The 18683-nt window shown below is 69.9% G+C and carries 17 protein-coding genes; 12 read left to right on the forward strand and 5 right to left on the reverse strand.

Going from position 1 to position 18683, the window contains the following annotated elements:
• Positions 1–93: 93 nt before the first annotated feature.
• Positions 94–1755: a PHP domain-containing protein gene (locus ACFU8W_RS23060; protein WP_384040154.1), complete on the forward strand. Its 1662-nt coding sequence runs from the start codon at positions 94–96 to the stop codon at positions 1753–1755.
• A 60-nt stretch (positions 1756–1815) separates the two neighbouring features.
• On the opposite strand, the gene pgm is transcribed toward ACFU8W_RS23060, so the two are convergent.
• Positions 1816–3456, reverse strand: coding sequence for a phosphoglucomutase (alpha-D-glucose-1,6-bisphosphate-dependent) (gene pgm / locus ACFU8W_RS23065; RefSeq protein ID WP_384040157.1), 1641 nt, complete (start codon positions 3454–3456; stop codon positions 1816–1818).
• A 47-nt stretch (positions 3457–3503) separates the two neighbouring features.
• Positions 3504–4238, reverse strand: a complete 735-nt coding sequence (locus ACFU8W_RS23070; RefSeq protein ID WP_384040160.1) for a 4'-phosphopantetheinyl transferase family protein — start codon at positions 4236–4238, stop codon at positions 3504–3506.
• Between the two features lie 173 nt (positions 4239–4411).
• Between ACFU8W_RS23070 and ACFU8W_RS23075 the strand changes: the two genes are divergently transcribed.
• From ACFU8W_RS23075 to ACFU8W_RS23105, 7 genes are all read left to right on the forward strand, one after another.
• Positions 4412–4894, forward strand: coding sequence for a GNAT family N-acetyltransferase (locus tag ACFU8W_RS23075; protein WP_384040163.1), 483 nt, complete (start codon positions 4412–4414; stop codon positions 4892–4894).
• Positions 4895–5058: 164 nt separating this feature from the next.
• Positions 5059–6255 carry a S8 family peptidase gene (locus ACFU8W_RS23080; RefSeq protein WP_384040166.1) on the forward strand — a complete coding sequence of 399 codons (1197 nt, stop codon included), beginning with the start codon at positions 5059–5061 and terminating at the stop codon, positions 6253–6255.
• 406 nt (positions 6256–6661) lie between these two features.
• A complete protein-coding gene (locus ACFU8W_RS23085; RefSeq protein WP_384040169.1) occupies positions 6662–8086 on the forward strand; it encodes an extracellular solute-binding protein in 1425 nt (474 codons plus the stop codon).
• Between the two features lie 89 nt (positions 8087–8175).
• Positions 8176–9135, forward strand: a complete 960-nt coding sequence (locus ACFU8W_RS23090) for a carbohydrate ABC transporter permease (protein WP_384040172.1) — start codon at positions 8176–8178, stop codon at positions 9133–9135.
• A gap of 13 nt (positions 9136–9148) precedes the next feature.
• Positions 9149–10099, forward strand: coding sequence for a carbohydrate ABC transporter permease (locus ACFU8W_RS23095; RefSeq protein WP_384040175.1), 951 nt, complete (start codon positions 9149–9151; stop codon positions 10097–10099).
• A 115-nt stretch (positions 10100–10214) separates the two neighbouring features.
• The gene (locus ACFU8W_RS23100) at positions 10215–11837 is read left to right on the forward strand and encodes a glycoside hydrolase family 13 protein (protein WP_384040178.1); all 1623 of its coding nucleotides are present in this window, start codon (positions 10215–10217) and stop codon (positions 11835–11837) included.
• Between the two features lie 51 nt (positions 11838–11888).
• Entirely contained in the window at positions 11889–12206 is a 318-nt protein-coding gene (locus ACFU8W_RS23105) for a cupin (protein ID WP_384040180.1), read from the forward strand.
• A 2-nt stretch (positions 12207–12208) separates the two neighbouring features.
• Here ACFU8W_RS23105 and ACFU8W_RS23110 read toward each other — a convergent pair whose 3' ends face one another.
• Positions 12209–13447 carry an MFS transporter gene (locus ACFU8W_RS23110; RefSeq protein ID WP_384040183.1) on the reverse strand — a complete coding sequence of 413 codons (1239 nt, stop codon included), beginning with the start codon at positions 13445–13447 and terminating at the stop codon, positions 12209–12211.
• An 80-nt stretch (positions 13448–13527) separates the two neighbouring features.
• Here ACFU8W_RS23110 and ACFU8W_RS23115 point away from each other — a divergent pair, with 80 nt between their 5' ends.
• Both ACFU8W_RS23115 and ACFU8W_RS23120 read left to right on the forward strand, forming a co-directional pair.
• The gene (locus tag ACFU8W_RS23115; RefSeq protein WP_384040186.1) at positions 13528–14424 is read left to right on the forward strand and encodes a LysR family transcriptional regulator; all 897 of its coding nucleotides are present in this window, start codon (positions 13528–13530) and stop codon (positions 14422–14424) included.
• Between the two features lie 104 nt (positions 14425–14528).
• On the forward strand, positions 14529–14972 hold the full coding sequence (locus tag ACFU8W_RS23120; protein ID WP_376663515.1) for an SRPBCC domain-containing protein: 444 nt from the start codon (positions 14529–14531) through the stop codon (positions 14970–14972).
• 58 nt (positions 14973–15030) lie between these two features.
• Here ACFU8W_RS23120 and ACFU8W_RS23125 read toward each other — a convergent pair whose 3' ends face one another.
• Both ACFU8W_RS23125 and ACFU8W_RS23130 read right to left on the reverse strand, forming a co-directional pair.
• Positions 15031–16320 (reverse strand): RNA polymerase sigma factor, encoded by a 1290-nt coding sequence (locus ACFU8W_RS23125; protein WP_384040190.1) that lies wholly within the window; start codon positions 16318–16320, stop codon positions 15031–15033.
• Complete coding sequence (locus ACFU8W_RS23130) at positions 16320–16676, reverse strand: YciI family protein (protein ID WP_384040193.1); 357 nt, start codon at positions 16674–16676, stop codon at positions 16320–16322. Before ACFU8W_RS23130 ends, ACFU8W_RS23125 begins: the two co-directional genes overlap by 1 nt.
• Positions 16677–16883: 207 nt before the next feature.
• Here ACFU8W_RS23130 and ACFU8W_RS23135 point away from each other — a divergent pair, with 207 nt between their 5' ends.
• Together ACFU8W_RS23135 and ACFU8W_RS23140 are read left to right on the forward strand one after the other, a co-directional pair.
• The gene (locus ACFU8W_RS23135; RefSeq protein ID WP_384040196.1) at positions 16884–17510 is read left to right on the forward strand and encodes a GNAT family N-acetyltransferase; all 627 of its coding nucleotides are present in this window, start codon (positions 16884–16886) and stop codon (positions 17508–17510) included.
• Positions 17511–17771: 261 nt separating this feature from the next.
• Positions 17772–18656 carry an ABC transporter substrate-binding protein gene (locus ACFU8W_RS23140; protein ID WP_384040199.1) on the forward strand — a complete coding sequence of 295 codons (885 nt, stop codon included), beginning with the start codon at positions 17772–17774 and terminating at the stop codon, positions 18654–18656.
• Positions 18657–18683 lie beyond the last annotated feature (27 nt).

Consider the following 18683-nt stretch of genomic DNA (forward strand, 5'->3'; position numbering starts at 1 on the left):
GTTCACCGCCGGGTTCCGGAACCAGGCAATCCTGCCCGGGACGGCCCTGGGGCCCCGGCCCGGTGCCGTCCACGACGAAGGAGAACTTCCCGCATGTACCGCCCCGTGCCCGAATGGGCCGACCCCCAGGTTCCCGCAGAGACGCTCGACGCCCAGGGGTTCAGCCGCCGCGGTCTGATACGCCGCGCGGGCCTGTTCGGTGCGGCTTTCGCCGCCGCGTCGCTTGCGTCGCCCGCCCGCGCCGCGACCCCGGCCGCCGAGGGGAACGATCGCGCCCCCGACCTGGTCTATCTGGTCGGGGACCACCACAACCACTCCGTGTACAGCCATGACGCCAAGTACACGTTCTCCCAACTCGCATCCGCAGGGCAGAGGTTCGGTCTGGACTGGATGGTCTTCACCGAGCACAGCAACATCGGCCACGTCGAGTTCGGTGCCGCGCTGGAGCACCGGGAGATCCTCAGGGCACGCGCCGACAACAAGCGCATGCTCATCTTCCAGGGGCTGGAGTGGTACATCCCGGGCGCCGAACACTGCACCGTCTTCTCCCCGCCCGGACGGCACGAGGTCGAGCTCCTCACGAGGTTCGAGAAGGCATTTGACGGCAAGCTGCTCGGCTACACCGCCGGCGCCGCGGACCACCCCGACACCCCGCGGAACGAGGCGCACGCGGTAAAGGCCCTCAGGTGGCTGGCCGAGCAGCGCCGTACCGGATACGTCGACGACGTACTCGTCCTCGCCAACCATCCGATGCGTCTGGGGATCGACTCCCCCCACGAGATGCGCGGCTGGCGTGACGCCGCACCCGGAATCATGATCGGCATGGAGGGCGCCCCGGGCGCCCAGGCCGGCGCGATCCCGGGCTGGCACCCGGACACCAACATCCGCGGCGAGTACACCAATGCGCCGTCCGCCGATTCCTGGCCCGGCTATCCGCGCGAGGCATACGTCACGTACGGCGGCTTCGACTGGGCGACCGCGACGGTCGGCGGCCTCTGGGACGCGATGCTGGCCGAGGGCAAGCTCTTCACGATCACCTCGAACTCCGACGTCCACCGGGTCGCCCAGGACACCTGGGTCAACGGCGCCTGGCCGCCCGGCGAGAACTTCGACAACACCGGGCACGTTCCCGACCCGTACGACACCACGGAGCCGCAGCCCGGCGGCGACTTCTGGCCGGGGCAGTTCAGCCGTACGCATGTCGGCGTCACCCGGTACGGCTACCGCCATGTGATGGAGGGTTTGCGGGCCGGCCGGGTCTGGGTCGACCACGGGCACCTTCTCGACGGCATCGACGTCAAGGTGCGCGGCGAACACGGCAACAGCGCGACGCTCGGCGGCCGGTTGCGCGCCCGGCGCGGCGAGCGGCTCACGCTGACCGTCACGGTGACGGCAGCGTCGCGCCGCAACCCGTACGGTGTGCTCCCGCAGCTGGAGCACGTCGACGTGATCCGCGGCGCGGTCAGGGGCCCGGTCGCCGACCGCGACGACTGGCACGCTCCGGACACCCGGGTCGCCCACACCGCCGACGTCTCAGGACGCCGCGGCACGTACACCTTGAACCTCCCGGCCGGACGCGCGGACGAGCCGTTCTACCTGCGTCTGCGCGGCAGCGACGGCAAGCGCCACGGGACGGGCTTCCTCGGCGCGTCGGTCGACCCGCACGGTCCGCTGCCGCACGAGCCGGGGCAGGGAAACCCGTGGCTCGACACGTGGTTCTACACCAACCCGGTGTTCGTGGACATCGTCCGCTGACCACGAAGCCGCCTCCCGCACGACGCCCGGGCGTCGCGCGGGAGGCGGCCCTTCGACCGCTCAGGCGCCCAGTGCCGCCGAGACCACGGCCTTGGCCTCGTCCTGCACCTGGTCGAGGTGATCGGACCCGAGGAACGACTCCGCGTAGATCTTGTAGACGTCCTCGGTGCCCGAGGGGCGGGCGGCGAACCAGGCGTTCTCCGTGGTCACCTTGATGCCGCCGATCGGTGCGCCGTTGCCGGGAGCCGAGGTGAGCACCGCCGTGACCGGTTCGCCGGCCAGCGTGTCGGCCGTGACCTGCTCCGGCGAGAGCTTGGCGAGTACCGCCTTCTGCTCACGGTTCGCGGGGGCATCGATGCGGGCGTACGCGGGCTCGCCGAAGCGGGCGGTGAGCCCGGCATAGTGCTCGGACGGCGACTCCCCGGTCACCGCGAGGATCTCCGAGGCGAGCAGCGCCAGAATGATGCCGTCCTTGTCGGTCGTCCACACCGATCCGTCACGGCGCAGGAACGACGCCCCGGCGGACTCCTCGCCGCCGAATCCGAGCGACCCGTCGACCAGACCGTCCACGAACCACTTGAAGCCGACCGGGACCTCGACCAGCTGCCGACCGAGATCGGCGGCGACCCGGTCGATCATCCCCGACGAGACCAGGGTCTTGCCGACGCCCGCCGCGTCCGGCCACTGGTTACGGTGTGCGTACAGGTAGTTGATGGCGACGGCCAGATAGTGGTTCGGGTTCATCAGCCCGCCGTCCGGGGTCACGATGCCGTGCCGGTCCGCATCGGCGTCGTTCCCCGTCGCGATCCGATACCGGTCCCGTTGACCGATCAGCGACGCCATCGCGTACGGCGAGGAGCAGTCCATCCGGATCCTGCCGTCCCAGTCCAGCGTCATGAACCGCCAGGTGGGGTCGGTCAGCGGATTGACGACGGTCAGATCGAGCCGGTGCTGCTCGGCGATACGTCCCCAGTACGCGACCGACGCGCCGCCCAGAGGATCCGCGCCGATCCGCACCCCGGCCGCGCGGATCGCATCGAGGTCGAGCACGGACGGCAGGTCCGCGACGTAGGTGCCGAGGAAGTCGTACGTGGAGGTGGTCGGCGCCGCCAGCGCGCGGACGTACGGCAGCCTCCTTACGTCCTTCATGCCGGCCGCGATGATCTCGTTGGCCCGCTCCTGGATCCAGCCGGTCGCCTCGGACCCGGCCGGGCCGCCGTTCGGGGGGTTGTACTTGAATCCGCCGTCGCCCGGCGGGTTGTGCGACGGAGTGACCACCACGCCGTCGGCAAGACCCGAGGTACGGCCCCGGTTGTGGGTGAGGATGGCGTGCGACACCGCCGGGGTGGGGGTGTAGCCGTCGGCGGAGTCGATCAGCACAGTCACGTCATTGGCGGCGAACACCTCGATCGCGGTGACCCGTGCGGGCTCGGACAGCGCGTGGGTGTCGGATCCGAGGAACAGCGGGCCGTCCGTGCCCTGCTGCGCCCGGTACTCGCTGATGGCCTGACTGGTCGCGGCGATGTGGTCCTCGTTGAACGCCGTGGCCGTCGACGTCCCGCGGTGACCCGAGGTGCCGAACGCCACCCGCTGGTCCGGCTCGGCCGGATCGGGATGCAACGTGTAATACGCCGTCACCAGCCGGGCCACATCGGTCAGGTCCTCCGGACGTGCCTGCTGTCCGGCTCGTTCGTGCGGCATCTGCCCACTCCTCCGTATCGGTCGGTCGTTGCGATCTGCCCGCCGGATCAGTTTCCCCGGTGGCCGACGTGGACCGGTGGCTGCCCCGCCGTACGCACCGCCACGGCGGCGGCGTACCCGGCGGGGACCAGCACGTCGGTGACGGTCCAGCCCGGGGGACCGGGCTCCGGCACGGGCCCGGTGCCCAGATGGTCCAGCGAGAGCTCGCGTGCGAGCCCGATCCCTTCGCCCTTCAGATACGCCTCTTTGCGGGTCCACGCCCGGGCGAAGGCGACGGGCCTGTCCTCCGCGCGGAGTTCCGCCAGCTCCCGTACCTCCGCCGGATGCAGCATCGCCCCGACGTCCGCGGCGGCCCTGTCGTTCGGTACGACCTCCACGTCCACCCCGACCGGTGCGGTGGCGAACGCCAGCAGCGACAGGTCCCGGCTGTGCGACAGGGAGAAATGCACCCCGCCGTCGGTCGCCGGACGGCCGTGCGGACCGCCGCAGGACGGGCACGGCTCGCGGACCAGCCGCACCTCGCGCGGTTCGACACCCAGCCGGGCCCCGAGCAGTATCCGCAGCGCCACATGGGCCGCGACATAGCAGCGCCGGTCGGCCGGAGCGACGAATCTCCCGGCACGCCGCTGTTCCCCGGCGTCGAGAATTCCGGGCGCGAGCCGCTCGGCCGGATCACCGTGCCGCACCGCGTCCACGATCCACAGAGCAGGTATTCCGGCAGGCCAGGAGGGCAGCATGCCCCGGGCGCCGTCCACCGGGTCGAACTCGATGGGCTGATGCACCGGTCGGATCATCTCCAATCACTGGCGAACGCCGTGAGGGAGCGTCATCGGCGCGTGGAGCAGCGCCAATTCTATGGAGACCTCGACAGGACCCGGCATAGATTCGTCCACGATGTGAGCAGCTCGTCGCGCCGGGAGGCGCGACGAGCGCTGTTGCGACAGGGAGAGACAAGATGACACCCAACCATTCCGCGCCGGCCGACCCCGTACTGCTGCGGAGGGCCACCGCCGAGGACGCGGCCCCCCTCACCGGGGTCTTTCTCGCGTCCCGCGCGCGGTCCATGCCGTATCTCCCGAAGGTCCACAGCGATGAGGACACACTCGCCTGGATGACGCACGTCGTCCTGCCCGAAACGGAGGTCTGGGTCGCCGAGGCGGTGAGCGGTGAGGTGCTGGGCTTCGCCTCCGTCGACGGCACCGAGCTCGAACACCTCTATCTGCGGCCCGACGTACGGCGCCGCGGCATCGGCTCGCTGCTCCTGGCGAAAGCCCGCGAGATCTCCCCGGCGGAGCTCACCCTGCACGTCTTCCAGCGCAACACCGAGGCCCGGGCCTTCTACGAGTGGCATCGGTTCGCCGCCGTCGACTTCAACGACGGCAGCCGCAACGAGGAGAAGGAACCCGACGTCATGTACCGGTGGGTCGCACAGGGCTGACCGACCGGCCCGGCGGCCACGTCCCGCATGCACCGGCTCGTTCGGGTGCGGACGCGACCTGTTGCGCTGTCCGGATGATCACGCTCAAGGCGGCAGCGGCTCCCGGACGAAGGACAGGTGTCCGCTCTTGTTCGCGCTCGATCCAGGCATTCCAGGAGTCATGCATGCGTTTGCGTACACGATGGGCGTCGGTTGCCCTGCTGATGCTCGTACCGCTGATCAGCAGTGCTTACGCCGTCGCCGCCGTTCCGGGTGACGACGGCGTCGTGGTGGAACGTTCCGCGCGGGCCGTTCCGGGGCAGTACATCGTCACCCTCCAGCCCGAGTACTCGGCGACCTCCGCCGTGGAGCAGTTCGGCGTGAAGCCTCTCTTCACGTACAACAGTGTGCTGCGCGGTTTCGCCGCTGTGCTCAGCCCCGCTCAGCTGGCCACGGTCCGTTCGTCACCCGATGTGGCGGCGGTCGAGGAGAACTCCGTGGTCACGGTGAGCGAGCCGCCCACGGCGTCCGCCGCCGTGCCGTCGCGCTCCGCGGTCACGGCGGCGAGTTGGGGACTGGACCGGATCGACCAGCGGAAGCTTCCGCTCGACCACGAGTACAAGGTGACGGCCACCGGCAGGGGCGTCACGGCGTACGTCGTCGACACCGGAATCGACACCGGGAACAGTGAGTTCGGGGGCCGCGCAGTCGTCGGATTCGATGCCCTCGGCGATGGTCACGCCGGTCAGGACTGCCATGGCCACGGCACGCATGTGGCGGGCACGATCGGCGGTGCCACCTATGGAGTCGCCCGATCGGTGTCCCTTGTCGCCGTGCGCGTTCTCAACTGCAAGGGGAGTGGGACCGCGGCCGGGCTCCTGGCCGGATTCGACTGGGTGGCCGGGCATGCCAAGCAGCCGGCGGTCCTGAACGCCTCCCTCGGCGGCCCCGGGTCCGCTGCGATCGACGACGCCGTCAACGCCATTGTGACCCGGGGGACCGTACCTGTCGTCGCGGCGGGGAACAGTTCGTCGGACGCCTGCACCGTCTCCCCGGCGCGCGCGGCACAGGTGGTCACGGTCGCGGCCAGCGACGGTCAGGACCGGCAGACCAGCTTCAGCAACTACGGCCGCTGTGTGGAGATGTACGCCCCCGGCTCGGCGATCGTCTCGGCCAAGCTCGGCGGTGGTTCCGTGGCCATGAGCGGAACCTCGATGGCCAGCCCCCATGTTGCCGGGGTCGCCGCTCTCTACAAGCAGGGGAAGCCGGCCGCCACGCCGAACGACCTCACTCGCTGGCTCGTCGACCAGTCGACCAAGAACGTCCTGTCGTCCCTGGGCGCGGGTTCGCCGAACCGGCTCCTCTACACCGCGGGGCTCTGACCCCGATCCGCTGAAGCAGCTCGACCGGCGGGGTCCGCATTCGCGGGCCCCGCTTGCTGCTGTGCGGTGCACAGTCCTTTCACTCTCCCGCACATCCATTGCGCCATGTGCGACGCCATCTGTCGATCTGCGTGGTGCGCTCCGGCGCCGCGCGTGCTGTGAGTCTGCCGGGTACGGCGGCTGCAGGCGCCGTCCCTGACAAGCGAGGGGCGCCCGTTCGATGGACAGGGCTGCGCTTCGGGCTGTGCACAGCCGTCGATGCGCACGTCGCATGCGTTCCACTGTCAATCATTTACGAAATCTGCGCGAGATATTGCGCTGTCATGGGGGCGGTGGTTGAGTGTGCCGCGCCCCGGCAGAGAGCCGGCCGCGGGCCTTCCGTGCTCCTGCCCGAAGGGGACCAACGATGAGAAGTGCTGGGTTCCGCCGTCATCGCCGTACACGCCGCACCTCCGCGGCCGCCCTCGTCACCGCCCTCACCCTGACCGCCCTCGCCTCCTGCGGTACGAGCAGCAGCGGCAACGACAACGGCGGTGGTACCGGCGGCGGTTCGTCCGACCCGTCGGCCCCCCTGGACCCGAAGACGAAGGTGACGCTCTCGATCGACTGCATGCCACCGGCCGCGAAAGCGGCGGAGCTGCGGGAGTGGAACGAGGACATCAAGACGTTCAACAAGAAGTACCCGAACGTCACGATCCACGGAAAGTCCACCCCCGGGCAGTGCCTGGAGCCGCCGCGCTTCACCGCCATGCTCAAGGCGAAGTCGCAGCCCGACGTCTTCTACGCGTACTTCACCGACCTGGAACAGGTGCTGGACAACGACGGGGCGGCGGACATCTCCGCCTACGTCAACAACAGGACGGTCCCCGCACTCAAGGACATCCAGCCGCAGGTGCTCGACGTGGCACGCAAGGACGGCAAGCTGTACGCCCTGCCGACCAGCAACTACACCATGGGCCTGATGATCAACCGGAAGCTGTTCACGCAGGCCGGTCTCGACCCGGACAAGCCGCCGGCCACCTGGGACGAGGTCAGGGCGGCCGCCAAGAAGATCGCCTCACTCGGCAAGGGCGTCGCAGGCTACGGCGAGTACAGCGCGGGCAACACCGGCGGCTGGCACTTCACCGCCACCCAGTACGCCCTCGGCGGCGACGTGGTCGACTCCACCGGCAAAAAGGCCGCCTTCAACGACGCCACGGGCAAGCAGGTCCTGCAGCAGCTGCACGACATGCGCTGGGAGGACAACAGCATGGGCCAGACCCAGCTGCTGAAGTGGGGGGATCTGCAGAAGCAGATAGCCAGCGACAAGCTCGGCATGTTCCTCGCCGCACCCGACGACATCACGTACATGGTCCAGCAACTCGGCGCCAAGTACGAGAACTTCGGCATGGGTCCGATCCCCGGCGCCCAGGGAACCCTCTTCGGCGGCAACAACTACATGATCAAGAAGGGTAGTTCGCCGGACCGGATCAAGGCCGCCGTCGCCTGGCTCAACTTCAAGAACCTCACGCAGGGCAAGGGCCAGTTCGACTGGGCCCGCACCAAGGCCGACCAGCTGCCCGTCGGACTGCCGCAGCCGAACTTCTTCCTCGGAGCCACCAAAGCGAAGGACGACGCGGAGCGCGTCGCCAACGCCACCATGCCGGTAGAGAACTTCAAGACCTTCATGGACAACCCGGTCACGGGCAAGGCCGAGCCGCCGAAGGCCCAGGAGATCTACAAGATCCTCGACAACGCCATGTCCGGTGTCCTGACCAACAAGAACGCGGACATCGACAAGCTCCTCTCGGACGCCGAGAAGCAGGTGGATCAGGTGCTGGCGAACCAGTGACGGGCGCGCGGGCCGGGTCGTGCGGATCCGGCCCCGCATCCCGGCCCCGTCCATCCGCGGCTGAAGAACACCGGCACCGAGGAGAAACCATGTCGGCCCCCACTCTGTCCACCGGCAAGGCAACCAGGTCACGCCACGGACAACCACGCCCGGCCCGCCCGGACTCCGCCCGTGAGGAGTTCGTACGAGCTCTGCGCCGCAACCTCTCCGCGCACGGCTTCCTGATCGGAGCGGTGCTCTGCTTCTCGTTCTTCTCCTGGTACCCGATGGTCCGGGAGTTCATCCTGGCCTTCCAGAAGAACGAGAACGGCAGGACCACCTGGGCCGGCTGGTCCAATCTCAGCCGCGTGGTCAATGATCCGGCCTTCTGGCAGGCCTGGCGCAACACCCTGCTCTTCACCGGGCTCGCCCTGCTCCTCGGATTCGCCGTCCCCTTCGTCGTCGCCGTCGTACTCAACGAATTCCGGCACGGCCAGGGATACCTGCGGCTGCTCGTCTACCTGCCGGTCATGCTGCCGCCCGTCGCCTCCGTACTCCTCTTCAAGTACTTCTACGACCCCGGCTACGGACTCTTCAACCGCATCCTGGAGGCCTTACACCTGCCCGCCCAGCAGTGGCTCCAGTCCACGGACACCGCGATGCTCTCCGTCGTCATCGCAGCCACCTGGATGAACATGGGCGGCGCCACCCTGATCTACCTCGCCGCACTCCAGTCGATCCCCGGCGAACTGTACGAAGCGGCCGAACTCGACGGTGCCGGACTGCTGCGCAAGGTCTGGCACGTCACCGTCCCGCAGACCCGGCTCATCCTCTCGTTGCTCCTGCTGATGCAGATCATCGCGACGATGCAGGTCTTCACAGAACCGTTCCTGCTGACCAACGGCGCCGGACCCGAAGGTTCCACCACGACCGTCGTCTACCTCATCTACCAGTACGCCTTCAACTTCAACAACTACGGCAGTGCGGCCGCGCTCGGACTCGTCCTGCTCGTCGTCCTCGCGGGCTTCTCCGCCGTGTACGTACGACTCAGCCGCACCAGCGAAGACTAGGCGGGGACCGACCATGGCATCGAACACCTTTGTCTCCCGGCGGCGCGCCCCCGGACGGCGCAGGGCCGAGCGTCGAGCCGCCGCACCGGAAGGCCGGCGGACCCTGATCTCACCGGCCCAGCTCGCCCGGCCACGCGGCAGAGCCGTGTACTGGACCGTCTTCGCCCTGGTGACCGTCCTGTTCACGGTGGCCTTCCTCGGGCCGCTGTACTGGATGGTCACCGGCGGCCTCAAGACCACTCAGGAAGCCGTCCAGAGCCCGCCCACGCTCTTCCCCACCTCCGTCCACACGGAGAACTACTCCCGGGCATGGACCGTGATGGACCTGTCCCGGCTCCTCTTCAACACCCTCTACTACGCGTTCGGCGCGCTCGCCTGCCAGTTGCTCTTCGACGTCACCGCCGCCTACTCGCTCTCCCGACTGCGGCCCGTCTTCGGCAAGGCCATCCTGGGCATGATGCTGGCCACGCTGATGATCCCCGCCACCGTCCTCGTCGTACCGCAGTACCTGACAGTCCTCGACATGCCGATCGTGCAGCGCAACCTGATCGACTCGCCCTGGGTGATCTGGCTGCCGTCCGTCACCAATGCCTTCAACATCTTCCTGCTGAAGCGGTTCTTCGACTCGATCCCGCACGAACTCCTGGACGCCGCAGCCATCGACGGGGCATCCCCGCTGCGCACCCTGCGCTCCGTGGTCCTGCCCATCTCCCGCCCGATCCTCGGTGTCGTCTCCATCTTCGCGGTCGTCGGCGTCTGGAAGGACTTCCTCTGGCCGATGCTCACCCTGCCCGACCCGGGCGGACAGACCCTCAATGTGGGCATCTACTCCCTGGCCAACGGGGTCCCCGAGAACGTCCTGATCGCCGCGCTCACCATCGCGTCCGTCCCGACGCTGATCGTCTTCCTGGTCTTCCAGCGCAACATCATGAGCGGACTCACTGCCGGCGGCATCAAGGGCTGACCTTCCCGTTCCCCCGCTACCGGCCCCTCCCCAGCACTCCGCCGCCGGCTCCCCGTCCAGCACTCCGCTGTCCGGGGCCGGCGGCGGAGTCCCACCTGCCCGAAAGGAACGCCACGTGGCAGCCAACCGCCCGTCCGAGGCCACCACGAACTGGTGGCGCGACGCCGCCATCTACCAGATCTACGTACGCAGCTTCGCCGATGGCGACGGTGACGGCACCGGTGATCTCGCGGGGGTACGGGCCAAGTTGCCCTACCTCGTCGAACTGGGCGTGGACGCCATCTGGTTCACCCCCTGGTACCTCTCGCCGCTCGCCGACGGCGGATACGACGTGGCCGACTACCGCACCATCGACCCCGCCTTCGGCACCCTCGCCGAAGCCGAGAAACTGATCGCCGAAGCCCGCGCGCTCGGCATCCGCACGATCATCGACATCGTCCCCAACCATGTGTCCGACCAGCACGCCTGGTTCACCGCGGCACTGGCGGCGGGACCCGGCAGCCCCGAGCGCGACCTCTTCCACTTCCGGCCCGGCCGCGGCCCGGACGGCGCCGTCCCGCCCAACGACTGGATCTCCGAGTTCGGCGGCACCCCCTGGACCCGGCTCCCGGACGGCGAGTGGTACCTCCATCTGTTCGCCACCCAGCAGCCCGACCTCAACTGGGCGCACCCGGTGGTCCGTCAGGAGCACGAGGACGTGCTCCGCTTCTGGTTCGAGCGCGGTGTCTCGGGTGTACGGATCGACTCGGCGGCCCTGCCCGCCAAGGATCCTGCCCTGCCCGACTTCACCGAGGGCCGCGACCCGCATCCGTACATCGACCGGGACGAACTGCACGACATCTACCGCTCCTGGCGCGCCATCGCCGACGAGTACGGCGCCATCTTCGTCGGGGAGGTGTGGCTCCCCGACACCGAACGCTTCGCCCGCTATCTGCGCCCCGACGAGCTGCACACCGCCTTCAACTTCAACTTCCTGGCCTGCCCCTGGGACGCCGGGCTGCTGCGCTCCGCGATCGACGACACGCTCGCCGAGCACGCTCTTGTCGGCGCCCCCGCCACCTGGGTCCTGAGCAACCACGACGTGACCCGGACCGTCACCCGGTACGGACGCCAGGACACCGGTTTCGACTTCGCGGCGAAGACCTTCGGCACCCCCACGGACCTGGCACTCGGCACCCGCCGGGCGCGCGCCGCGGCGCTGCTCTCGCTGGCCCTGCCCGGCGCCGCCTACCTCTACCAGGGGGAGGAGCTCGGCCTTCCGGAAGCGGACATCCCGCGGGACCGGATCCAGGACCCGATGCACTTCCGCTCCGGCGGGACCGACCCCGGACGCGACGGCTGCCGGGTGCCGCTGCCCTGGTCGGCGCAGGCACCGTACGCCGGGTTCGGGTCCGCCGTGGAGCCGTGGCTGCCGCAGCCGGCCGGCTGGTCCTCCTACGCCGCCGACGCCCAGGGTGCCGACCCCGACTCGATGCTCAGCCTCTACCGCGAGGCGCTGCGGCTCCGCCGGACCGAGCCCGGCTTCGGGAGCCCGGGGAAAGCGGGGGAGCGGCTGACGTGGCTGCCGACCGCGCCGGGGGTGCTCGCCTTCACCCGTACGGACCGGCTCGTCTGCGTCGTGAACCTCATCGGTGAGGCGGTCGAACTGCCCGGCCACACCGAGGTCCTGCTGACCAGCGGTCCGCTGGCCGACGGAGGAAGGCTCCCGCAGGACACCGCGGCCTGGTTGCGGGGCTGATGGCGGTGCGGGCGGATCGCGGCGGTTCCGGGGCTGCGGCACAGTGGTCGTATGGATGATCTCAACGCCCTCGCCGACGAGCATCTGGCCGCCGCCCGTACGTCCCCGCACGGCCGCAGCGCTCACCTGCTGCTGCGGCAGGAGCCCCTGCGGCAGACGGTCATCGCGCTCACGGCGGGCTCGGCCCTCGACGAGCACAACGCGCCGCCCGCCGCCTCGCTCCAGGTCCTGCGGGGGTCCGTCCGCCTCACCGCAGCCTCCGGCGACGTGGAAGTGGCCGCCGGAGGGCTGCAGCCCATCCCGCACGAGCGGCACGGACTGCTGGCGCTGCAGGACGCGGTGGTGCTGCTGACCGCGGTCAACGACTGACCTCACCGCACCCGGACCCGTACCCGCTCCAGCACCCACAGGACGAAGCTGCCCGTGGCCAGCGAACCGCCCAGGACGCAGATGCCGGTCCAGCCCGCGCGCGACCAGACCACCGAGGCGAGTGCGGCTCCTGCGGCCCCGCCCAGGAAGAAGAGGGTCATGAACCCGGAGTTGATCCGGTTGCGGGCCTCCGGGCGGAGCGCGTAGATCACGTTCTGACTGCTGTTGAGTGCCGCCTGCTGGGCCACGTTCAGCGAGACCACGCCGAGCGCGAGCCACAGCAGCGACGACTCGCCGGCGAGAAGCAGCAGCCAGGAGAGGGCGAGCAGGGCGGCCGAGGCCCCGGAGACCACCTGCACACGGCCGCGGTCGCTCAGCCGGGCCGCGAAGTTCATGCCCACCACACCGATGACGCCCACGAGTCCGAAGAGCCCGATCGCGGCCGCGTTCCAGTCGTAGGGCGGCCGGGTCAGCAGGAAGGTCAGCGCGGTCAGCTGCACGCTGTACGAGGCCATGGAGAAGGCGGCGACGGCGGACCGCCAGCGCAACAGGGGCTCCGTGCGCAGCAGGGAGAGGGTGGAGCGCAACAACCCGGCGTAACCTGTCGGGGCCGTGTCGTCCGAGCGGGGCAGCCGGGGCAGATGGCGGTGCAGGAGCACCGCCATGACCGCCATGAGCAGGGCGTTCACCCAGTACGCAGTCCGCCACCCACCGAGTTCCGACAGCGCGCCGGAGGCCAGGCGCCCGACCAGTCCGCCCAGCAGGACTCCCGACATGACGAGGCCGACGATCCTGCCGCGTTCGGCCGGAGCCGCGAGAGTCGCCGCGAACGGCACCACGACCTGGGCGCCGACGGAGGTGAGCGCCGTGAGCGCCGTCCCGGCGATCAGCAGGGGACCGGTCGGGGCACCGGCGGTCAGCAGCAGGAACAGCGCCGTGAGCGCGAACAGGCCCACCGCCAGCTTTCGGCGCTCCATGACGTCCCCGAGCGGCACCAGCAGGATCAGGCCCAGCGCGTAGCCGCCCTGGGCGGCGGTCACGATCAGCCCCGCCGCCGTGACACCGATGTGCAGATTCGCCTCGATCACATCGAGGAGCGGCTGCGCGAAGTAGTTGCCCGCGGCCGAGAGTCCGGCCGCGACGGCCATCAGGAGAACGAGCCCGCGGCCGAGGACGGGCGACGTCCCGGTCGGGGTCGGCAGAGCCGTGGTGCGCCGTAGCGCCTGTGTGGAGTGAGCCATGCCCCTCAGCCTCGGGGACCAGGCATCCATGAGTCCAACACATGTTTTTCATTCGATCGATCGTCGTTCACGATAGATGTATGGAGCTTCAGCAGATGCGGTACGTGGTGGCGGTGGCGGAGCTGGAAAACTTCACGCGCGCCGCGAAGAAATGCCTGGTCGTGCAGTCGGCCCTGAGCCATCAGATCGCCCGTCTGGAGAAGGAGCTCGGCGCCCGGCTGTTCGATCGCACGAGCCGACAGGTCCGCCTCACCGCGGCCGGTGAGGCGTTCCTGCCCGCCGCCCGGCAGGCGCTGGACGCGGCCGAGCGGGCCCGCGCCGAGGTGACGGCGGCGGCAGGGGAAATCAGCGGGCGTCTCGGGATCGGGGCGATCCCGACGCTCTCCGCGGTCGACATCCCGGCCGCACTGCGGGAGTTCCATCTCCGCCACCCGAAGGTCCGTATCGACCTGAGGGAAGGGGCGAGCAAGGACCTTGTCCAGGAAGTGCAGGACGGGACGCTCGACGTGGCGTTCCTCGGTGTACTGCCGAGCTACCGGCCGAAGGGGGTGTGCGACCGAGAACTGGGCCGCGGGGAACTCGCCGCCGTGGTGGCGCCCGGCCACCCGCTGGCCGATGAGTCCCAGGTGGACCTGGAGCGGCTGGCGCGGGAGACGTTCGTCGACTACCCCGCCGGCACCGCGGCCCGCGCCCAGTCGGAGGAGGCCTTCGAGGCGTCCGGACTCACCCGTGAAGTGGCGTTCGAGGTCAGCGGAACCGACTTCATCGTCCGGTTGGTGCGCAGCGGACTGGTCGTCGCTCTCCTGCCCGCCGCGTTCGCGACGGAGCTGACGGGTCTCACCGTCCTTCCGGTGCGCAATGCGCCCGCACGGACGGAACGGCTGGTGTGGAGCCGGTTCCGCCCCACACCGGCGGCTGCGGCATTCCTGTCGGGTCTGGGCATCGGGGGCGACGAGGTCTCTCCCCAAACCCTCTGACTTCACTCCTGACGGAAGAAATGTCCGGGCACGCGATGAGTTTCACCTGCCCGACCCGTCCTACCTGTGTCCGGTAATTCCGGCTACGAGCAAAGGAAACATCGATGAGCCAGAGCACCCCTCCGCCGCAGGAGTACGCCTACACACTGACTCGTGAGCTGGACGCCTCAGCCGCCCGGGTCTTCGAAGCCTGGACCGCACCGGCGCAGTACGAGCAGTGGGCCGGCGCCGCACCGGGGACGGTGAAGATGGACGCGCGCCCGGGCGGGACGTGGAGGGCGGTGATGGTCACCCCCGACGGGCAGCAGTTCCCCCTCACCGGCTCCTACCTCGACGTGGTGCCCGGCAGGCGCCTGGTCATCGGCATGGACGTGCCCGGTAAGTCCGCACCCGCCACCATGACCCTGTTCCTCGACGAGAACGACGGGGCAGGGACCACGCGCATCACGCTGACCCAGAGTTGTGACAGCGCCCACGAACGCGACCTGGCAGAACAGGGCAGCACGATGCTCCTGGACTCTCTCGGTTCCTACCTCACCAAGAGCTGACCCGCCGCGTCACGCAGTAGCGCCGCACCTGTCGGTCGGCGGACGCATGCGGGCTCGTTCAGTCCGCCGGCAGGGCCCGGCGCCGACGGCGAAGGAACTCCTGCTCGGCGGCGTTCTGCGTACGGGCGACCGCCGCGTCGTAAGCTGTCGCCGCCTCGGCCGTACGGCCCAGGCGGCGCAGCAGGTCGGCCCGTACGGCGTGGAAAACGTGGTAGCGGTCCAGCGCAAGCTGTTCCACGAGCGCGAGCGCCGCGTCCGGTCCCTCGACCTCGGCCACCGCGACGGCACGGTTGAGCGCCACCACCGGCGTCGGCGCCTGCGCCAGCAACTGGTCGTACAGCCGCAGGATCTGCCCCCAGTCGGTGGCGGCCGCGGTCGGCGCATCGCTGTGCACCGCGTTGATCGCGGCCTGGATCTGGTACGGGCCGGGACGGTCGCGGCGCAGACACTGCCGGACGAGCGCCTGACCCTCGGCGATCAGCTCGTGGTCCCACCGGCTTCGGTCCTGCTCGGCGAGGGGCACCAGCGCACCGCCCGGGCCGGTACGGGCGGTGCGGCGCGACTCGGTGAGCAGCATCAGCGCGAGCAGTCCTCGCACCTCCGGTTCGTCCGGCATCAGACCGGTCAGGAGCCGCCCGAGGCGGATGGCCTCCGCACAGAGGTCCTCGCGCACCAACCGGTCGCCCGAGCTCGCCGTATGCCCTTCGTTGAAGATCAGGTACACGACGGCGAGCACGGACCGGACCCGGTCCGGAAGATCGGCATCGGACGGTACCCGGTAGGGAATCCGGGCATCACGGATTTTCCCCTTGGCACGCACCAGTCGCTGCGCCATGGTCGGTTCGGGCACCAGAAACGCATGTGCGAGCTCCGCCGTGCTCAGCCCGCCCAGCAGTCGCAGCGTCAGCGCGACCTGCGCACCGGTGGAGAGCGCGGGGTGGCAGCAGGTGAAGATCAGCCGCAGCCGGTCGTCGTGCACGGGACCCTCCTCGGCCGGTCCGCTCCGGGCGTTCAGGGACTGCGCCGACGCCGCCCGGGCCTGGCGGTCGGCGCGGGAGGCCTCCCGGCGCAGGCGGTCGATCGCCCGGTTACGCGCCGTGGTGATGATCCAGCCGGCCGGTGCGGGCGGCAGCCCGGCCGAGGGCCACCGGTCCAACGCGGTGGCGAACGCCTCCTGGACCGCCTCCTCCGCGATGTCGATGTCGCCGAAGGCACGCACGAGTACGGCCACCGCGCGGCCGTACTCCTCGCGGAAGAGGCGCTCGATGTCCGCGGTGAGTACGGCCGGTGCGCCGGTGGGACGGTGCGGCTCGGCGGCGCCGGGGCGCCGGGAGGAGGCGCCGGACATCAGCCCTCCACGTCACCCTCGAACGGCCGGACCTCGATGGGCAGGGTGATCGCCCGTGCGGCCTTGCGGCCCCAGTCGAGGGCGGCATCCAGATCCGGCGCCTTGATGATGCACAGTCCGCCGAGGTACTCCTTGCCCTCGGCGTACGGGCCGTCGGTGAGCAGTGTGTCACTGTCCTTCGCCTGCACCACGGTGGCCGTGCTCGGGGCGTTCAGTCCTCCGGCGAACACCCAGGCCCCGGCCTCCCGGAGCTCCTGGTGGAAGACCTCCACGTTCCGCATGATCCCTTCCAGCACCTCGGGGGCGGGCATCTCGCCCGCGGTCGGCGTGATCACGCTGAGCAGGTAGTGCTTCATGGCGTTCCTCCTGGGGCGCGACGTCGGCACCGTGCCGGCGTCTCACCCTCTATACGAACGGCTGCTGCCCGGATCGACACGCAACACGGTCGGGTCCGCAGAATTTTCTGCCGGGGCTCCGCGTGATTCCGGTGGTTCCCGCGCGTTCTGCTGGTTTCCGCGCACGAGGACTTGTGGGAGCGCTCCCAAGGTCGGCAGGATGAGGTGATGACCCAGCCTCCCGGCCCACGGGCCTACCACCCCGACGACCACGCGGCCCTTTCCGACATCTGCGTCCGGACGGCCGACAACGGTGGCGACTCCCGGCATCTGTATCCGGATCCGGAACTGATGCCATCGATCTTCGCCACGCCCTACGCGTACCTCGAACCCGATCTGACCTTCGTGATCGACGACGGTACGGGCCGGGCGGTCGGCTACATCCTGGGGACCGCCGACACCGCGCAGTTCGTCACGGCGTTCCGGAAGCGGTGGCTGCCCCTGGTCGAGGAGCGCTTCCCGGAACCGGACGGCCCGGCGCGTACCCCCAGCGAGGAGATGATCGCTCTCCTGTACAACCCGGAACGGATGATCGTCCCCGAAGTGGCCGCCCACCCCGCCCACTTGCACATCGATCTGCTTCCCGCATGGCAGCGGAAGGGGTACGGCAGAGCACTGATGCGCACGTTCCTGGCCGCCCTGCGAGCCAAGGGGGTCGGGGCCGTGCACCTGTCCATGCTGACGGCGAACACTGCGGCCAGGGCCTTCTACGACCGCCTGGGATTCGCCGAGATCGACGTTCCCGATCCCGGACCGGTCACGTATCTGGGCCGGAGCACCACGCCGGACCTGTGAGCTCCACAGCCGCTTGACCTCCGTGCGCCCGTCGATCGCGGTCGTCACGACGAGACAGCCCACGGGCACGTCCCCGCTGAAGGCCATCAGGCCAAGACGGATCACTCATGACGCCGGGATCACATGCCGCGACGTGTCATCGATCGGCCGGAACCGGGTGCGGGACCGGCGCCCCGCGGAGGGATGCCTCGGCAAGGACCTGGGCAGGTAGTGGTGGACGAGCCGGATCGGGGCCGGGCCGGGTGCAGAAGGGTGTGCGATGTGAGCGAGCGGACCGAGTGGCAGTTCTCCGACGACCGTGGACAACTGTCGAGTGCCGGGCGGCGCCCGTCGCGTGTGCTCGCCTATGTCCAGGCCGGAGCCACGCTGTGGGACCACGGGATACGTCCGAGCGGGATCTTCGGATCGGACCACGACGGCGAGTCGCCCGACCGGGCCAAGACCGGGGCGCTGCCGCTCACCGAGGTCGACTATCTCGGTGCGGGCAGCGTCCTGGACGTGGACACCCTGTTACGGGGCGGGCCGGATCTCGTGGTGGCCGTCAGCTACGGGGGAGGGCATGTCTACGGGCTGGCCCCGGAGACCGCCAAACACCTGGAGGAGCACGTACCGGTCGTCGTGATCGACGTGGGCCAGGCGCGCACCCTCGCTGACATCGGCGACCGGTTCGCCGAGCTGGCCCGCTCGCTCGGGGCCGAGGAGGGAGGGTCCGCGGCGACGCACGACCTGGAAGCAGCCCGGGAACGGCTGCGCGCTCTCGCCGCCGGTCCGTCCCGGCCCCGGGTGCTCGCCCTGTCACCGGCGGAGCAGGACCAGGCTCATCTCGCGCGTCCCCGCATGTGGCCGGAGCTGCGCGTGCTGGCGGAGCTGGGCGTCGACGTCCTCGAACCGGCCGCCGGGCCCGGTGCCAACTGGTCCACGGTCGGCTGGGCGGAGGCGGCGGCCCTCCGTCCCAGGATCCTGCTCACCGACATCCGGTCCAATGCGACACCCCTGGACCGGCTCCGGTCGAACGCTGACTGGACGGCGCTTGAGCGGGCGGCCGCGGTGGTGCCGTGGAATCCGGAACCGGTCTGCAGCCCCCAGGCCCATGCACATTTCCTGACGCTGGTGGCCGACGCGGTGGAGGCGGCGCAAGGCCGGTAGCGCGAGCCGGAACCGTCGCACCGCCCG

It is taken from the genome of Streptomyces sp. NPDC057565 (assembly GCF_042801455.1).
Taxonomy (GTDB): domain Bacteria; phylum Actinomycetota; class Actinomycetes; order Streptomycetales; family Streptomycetaceae; genus Streptomyces; species Streptomyces yanii.

Bases quoted from the DNA above. Each gene is read 5' to 3' on its own strand.
- ACFU8W_RS23125 (WP_384040190.1), bottom strand. From the start codon at position 16,320: ATGTCCGGCGCCTCCTCCCGGCGCCCCGGCGCCGCCGAGCCGCACCGT.
- ACFU8W_RS23130 (WP_384040193.1), bottom strand. From the start codon at position 16,676: ATGAAGCACTACCTGCTCAGCGTGATCACGCCGACCGCGGGCGAGATG.
- ACFU8W_RS23085 (WP_384040169.1), top strand. From the start codon at position 6,662: ATGAGAAGTGCTGGGTTCCGCCGTCATCGCCGTACACGCCGCACCTCC.
- ACFU8W_RS23090 (WP_384040172.1), top strand. From the start codon at position 8,176: ATGTCGGCCCCCACTCTGTCCACCGGCAAGGCAACCAGGTCACGCCAC.
- ACFU8W_RS23115 (WP_384040186.1), top strand. From the start codon at position 13,528: ATGGAGCTTCAGCAGATGCGGTACGTGGTGGCGGTGGCGGAGCTGGAA.
- ACFU8W_RS23135 (WP_384040196.1), top strand. From the start codon at position 16,884: ATGACCCAGCCTCCCGGCCCACGGGCCTACCACCCCGACGACCACGCG.
- ACFU8W_RS23075 (WP_384040163.1), top strand. From the start codon at position 4,412: ATGACACCCAACCATTCCGCGCCGGCCGACCCCGTACTGCTGCGGAGG.
- ACFU8W_RS23105 (WP_384040180.1), top strand. From the start codon at position 11,889: ATGGATGATCTCAACGCCCTCGCCGACGAGCATCTGGCCGCCGCCCGT.
- ACFU8W_RS23095 (WP_384040175.1), top strand. From the start codon at position 9,149: ATGGCATCGAACACCTTTGTCTCCCGGCGGCGCGCCCCCGGACGGCGC.
- ACFU8W_RS23110 (WP_384040183.1), bottom strand. From the start codon at position 13,447: ATGGCTCACTCCACACAGGCGCTACGGCGCACCACGGCTCTGCCGACC.
- ACFU8W_RS23080 (WP_384040166.1), top strand. From the start codon at position 5,059: ATGCGTTTGCGTACACGATGGGCGTCGGTTGCCCTGCTGATGCTCGTA.
- ACFU8W_RS23120 (WP_376663515.1), top strand. From the start codon at position 14,529: ATGAGCCAGAGCACCCCTCCGCCGCAGGAGTACGCCTACACACTGACT.
- ACFU8W_RS23060 (WP_384040154.1), top strand. From the start codon at position 94: ATGTACCGCCCCGTGCCCGAATGGGCCGACCCCCAGGTTCCCGCAGAG.
- pgm (WP_384040157.1), bottom strand. From the start codon at position 3,456: ATGCCGCACGAACGAGCCGGACAGCAGGCACGTCCGGAGGACCTGACC.